Origin of the sequence: Roseibium sp., assembly GCF_050301095.1 — a bacterium.
GTDB lineage: Bacteria > Pseudomonadota > Alphaproteobacteria > Rhizobiales > Stappiaceae > Roseibium.
On sequence record NZ_JBNKYW010000086.1, the window covers coordinates 1 to 3,991 of the forward strand.

General features: G+C 58.1%; 5 protein-coding genes. 4 read left to right on the forward strand and 1 reads right to left on the reverse strand.

What is annotated here, in order from left to right:
* The coding region (locus ACQY7U_RS07750) for a glycerophosphodiester phosphodiesterase family protein (protein ID WP_428643297.1) at positions 1-494 on the reverse strand (494 nt) is incomplete at its 3' end.
* A gap of 342 nt (positions 495-836) precedes the next feature.
* On the opposite strand from ACQY7U_RS07750, the gene ACQY7U_RS07755 reads away from it, so the two are divergent.
* The 4 genes from ACQY7U_RS07755 to ACQY7U_RS07770 all read left to right on the forward strand — a co-directional run.
* Entirely contained in the window at positions 837-1,421 is a 585-nt protein-coding gene (locus ACQY7U_RS07755) for a YceI family protein (protein WP_428643298.1), read from the forward strand.
* A gap of 52 nt (positions 1,422-1,473) precedes the next feature.
* Positions 1,474-2,058: a cytochrome b gene (locus tag ACQY7U_RS07760; RefSeq protein ID WP_428643300.1), complete on the forward strand. Its 585-nt coding sequence runs from the start codon at positions 1,474-1,476 to the stop codon at positions 2,056-2,058.
* 24 nt (positions 2,059-2,082) lie between these two features.
* Positions 2,083-2,640, forward strand: coding sequence for a YceI family protein (locus tag ACQY7U_RS07765; RefSeq protein WP_428643302.1), 558 nt, complete (start codon positions 2,083-2,085; stop codon positions 2,638-2,640).
* A 238-nt stretch (positions 2,641-2,878) separates the two neighbouring features.
* Positions 2,879-3,991: fumarate hydratase (locus tag ACQY7U_RS07770; protein ID WP_428643303.1), on the forward strand; the 1,113-nt coding region annotated here is incomplete at its 3' end.

Sequence of the window (3,991 nt, forward strand, 5' to 3'; positions counted from 1 at the left end):
TCCACCGAACCGACATGGGCATAAAGCACCATGCGCCTCAGGTCAGGTACCTTGGCCCGGGCCTCGGCCCGGATCGCCTGATCGAACGAGAAGGTCCAGGCATCGTTCAGCATACCCCGCACGGCCAGCATGTCCCGGATCTCGACAGGATCGCCTTCCTTGATTTCAACGTATGTGGCAATCCTTCCCCGGCAGGCGTCCAGAAACGCATCGAGGCGCGGCACACGTTCGCCGGCAAACTCCGGCCCGAACCAGGATCCGGCATCGAGATTGTCGACGTCTGCCGAAGACAGGTCGGCAATCCGTCCCCGCCCATTGGTCGTCCGCTCCAGCGTGGCATCGTGCATCACGTAGAGCACGCCATCCCGACAAGGCCTTACGTCGAATTCAACAACCTCCGCACCGAGGTCAATTGCCTTTTCAAGGGAGGCGAACGTGTTTTCCGGCGCTGCCAGGCAGGCGCCCCGGTGACACACAATGACTGCTTGCTTCACGTTCGATCCTCCTCTCGTCCCCGTGCTGTCAGCGGGAGTTTTTCGGGCTGCAAGCCCTGTTGAAGGGAAGCCTTCAAAGGGGTGCCTGAATCAGGTGATGGAATAATGACAATCTGAAAGTTTATTTGTTTTGAGACCCATATCAGATCCTTAAGCTGGCGGCTTGCTGTTTTTCACCAAGCGAAATGAGCCGCGGCTACGAGCTCACGGCGACATTTTTGTGGCCGCATTGTTCAACCTCCGCGAACGGACAGTCAAATGGCACTCCTGTCAATTTCACCTATCTAGTGGCGACGGCGTTCTTGCGCGAACGCTCCAGAAACACCCACGAGAGGTAACCATATGATCCGTATTGCAGCGTCCGCACTCGCCCTTTCCCTGCTTTCCGGCACCGCCTTTGCAGAACCCGTCGCCTATGATTTCGACAAATCCCACGCCAACCTGTCCTTCTCCTACAATCACCTCGGCTTTTCCACGACCGAAGGCCGTTTTGCCAACTGGGACGGATCGCTGCTGATCGACAAGGACATGCCGTCGAATTCCTCAATCGAATTCACGATCGACGTCAAAAGCCTCGACACGTTCTTTGCCGACCGGAACGCCCATTTCCTGAGTGCCGATTTCTTCGATGCAGAGAAGTTCCCGACGGCAACCTTCAAGAGCACCAAGGTTGAGCAGACTTCCGAAAACCAGCTCGCAGTGACCGGCGATCTCACCATCAAGGACATAACCAAGCCGGTGACGCTGACAGTTGACGTGACCGCCCTCGGCGAACACCCGATGGCAAAGAAGGAAGCAGCCGGATTTGCCGTCACGGGTGTCGTCAAGCGCTCCGACTACGGCATGGACATGTATGTGCCCTACGTCGGCGACGAAGTCACCGTCACATTCCACGCCGAAACATTGAAAACCGACGCCACCAACTGATCACGGACGGAGACCGGTTCAACGGTCTCCGTCCCCATTCAAGGAAGCTGACATGCTGCGCAACACTTCATCCGGATACGGACGCGTCGCCATCTTCTTTCACTGGACGATGGCGCTGCTGATCGTCGGCATGCTTGCCCTTGGCCTCTACATGCAAAGCCTGCCCCAGACCGATCCCGCAACGTTTCAGCTCTACCAGCTTCACAAGTCCATCGGCTTTGTCGTGCTGGCGCTTGCGGTGCTCCGTCTGGTCTGGCGAGCCGTCAATCCGTCTCCCAGACTTCCGGAAAGCATGACGCCGCTAGAAAGGACGGCCGCGCATCTCGGCCACGCCGGACTATACGGACTGCTCTTCCTTCTGCCTCTGACCGGCTGGTTCATGGTGTCTGCCTCGCCCTGGGGCATTCCGACGATTGTGTTCAATGTCCTGCATGTCCCGCACCTGCCGCTGCCGGAGATCCTAGGTGACAAGGCGCAGGCTGAAAGTCTCTTCAAGATGCTGCACGCATACGGGGCCTATCTGATGATCGCCCTGACCGTTGCCCATATTGCAGCCGCCCTCAAGCACCACTACATCGCTCGGGACAACACGCTGAAACGCATGCTTTCGACCTCATCGGCAAGAGCCTCCATTTGAGAATGGACTTCAGGAAACTATCGAATGTCACTGAAAAGATTTACGTATGCCGCAGCCCTGCTATCCATTTCAGCATTTTCTGCACCGGCATTTGCGGCCAACTGGACTGTCGATCCCGGCAAGAGCACACTGGGTTTCGAGGTCAAGCAGGGCGACGGCACGCTGACGGGTTTCTTCGGCTCCTGGAGCGCTGACATAGATTTCGACCCTGAAGCACCGGAAACCGCCAGGATCTCGGCCGAGATCAGTCCCGAAAGCGCCTCCACCGGCAACCCGCAGTTCGACAGCACCCTGCCCGGTTCCGATTGGTTCAATGCGGAAGGATTTCCGGCCGCGACATTCTCTTCCGAGAGCATTTCGCTCGTGGAAGGAAACAGCTACCGCGCGGAAGGCACCCTGACGATCAAGGGCATTTCGCAACCGGTTGACCTGGATTTTACGCTGGACGTCGACGGCGACACGGCGACCGCGAAGGGGACAGCAAAGATCAAGCGGTTCGACTATCAACTCGGGGCCGGCGTCGGTGCGGATACGGTCGGCGACCTTGTTACCGTGACCCTGGACCTGACCGCATCCAGATAGACTTCGTATCCACGAGACCGAGACCAAATGATAGGCGAGATCAATGGACTCCAATCAATTTTGATTGGAGGTCAAAATTGATCGACCCAAAATGGACGAACAGCCTGCGTCCGAGTGGACGCAGGCTGTTCTAGCACTTGGCGTGTGCGGCCTTTTTGCCGTATGAGAACAGCACTCATCGTTCCAGCGCCCCGGACTGTTCGAATGCCGGTGGCAGCCAGATCAGGAAAGCCGTCTTATGAACGCTCCGCTCACGCCTCCCGACTACCATCACAGCGCACTTTTCCCGCAAGGAGAAGACAAGACGCCATACCGCAAGCTGACTTCCGACCATGTCAAAACCGCCGAGTTCAACGGCGAAGAGGTGCTGGTGGTGGAACCGGAAGGCCTGCGCCTGCTTGCCGAGGAAGCCTTCAAGGACATCAACCACTTCCTGCGCCCCGGCCACCTGGAGCAGTTGAAGAAAATCCTCGACGATCCGGAAGCGACCGAAAACGACAAGTTCGTTGCCTTTGACCTTCTGAAGAACGCCAACATCTCCTCTCACGGCGTGCTGCCCATGTGCCAGGACACGGGCACAGCGATCATCATGGGCAAGAAGGGTCGCCGCGTGTGGACCAACGGCACCGATGAAGCCGCCCTTGGTGAGGGCGCGCGCGATGCCTACTACAAGAAGAACCTGCGCTATTCCCAGCTCGCGCCGATCTCCATGTTCGAGGAAAAGAACACCAAGAACAACATGCCGGCGCAGATCGAGCTCTACGCGGAAGGTGAAGACGCCTACAAATTTCTGTTCATGGCCAAGGGCGGCGGATCGGCCAACAAGACCTTCCTGTTCCAGGGAACGCCGTCACTGCTGACCCACGACCGCATGATCGAGTTCCTGAAGGAAAAGATCCTGACGCTCGGAACGGCCGCCTGCCCGCCCTATCACCTTGCGATCGTCATCGGCGGCACATCGGCGGAAATGAACCTGAAGACCGCCAAGCTCGCCTCCGCACGCTACCTCGACGGGTTGCCGAGCGAAGGTTCCGAATCCGGGCATGCCTTCCGCGACCTGGAGATGGAAGCCGAAATTCACAAGCTGACCCAGGCAACCGGTGTCGGCGCCCAGTTCGGCGGCAAATACTTCTGCCACGATGTGCGTGTCATCCGCCTGCCGCGCCACGGTGCGTCGTTGCCGATCGGCCTTGCCGTTTCCTGCTCCGCCGACCGTCAGGCGGTCGGCAAGATCACCAGGGACGGTATTTTCCTGGAACAGCTTGAAATGCATCCGGAAAAATATCTTCCGGAAGTCACCGACGATCACCTGTCCGACAATGTGGTCAAGATCGACCGGACCAGGCAGATG

What these genes read in the sequence shown, in the direction of transcription:
- ACQY7U_RS07760 (WP_428643300.1), top strand. Translation starts at nt 1,474, where the DNA reads ATGCTGCGCAACACTTCATCCGGATACGGACGCGTCGCCATCTTCTTT.
- ACQY7U_RS07765 (WP_428643302.1), top strand. Translation starts at nt 2,083, where the DNA reads ATGTCACTGAAAAGATTTACGTATGCCGCAGCCCTGCTATCCATTTCA.
- ACQY7U_RS07755 (WP_428643298.1), top strand. Translation starts at nt 837, where the DNA reads ATGATCCGTATTGCAGCGTCCGCACTCGCCCTTTCCCTGCTTTCCGGC.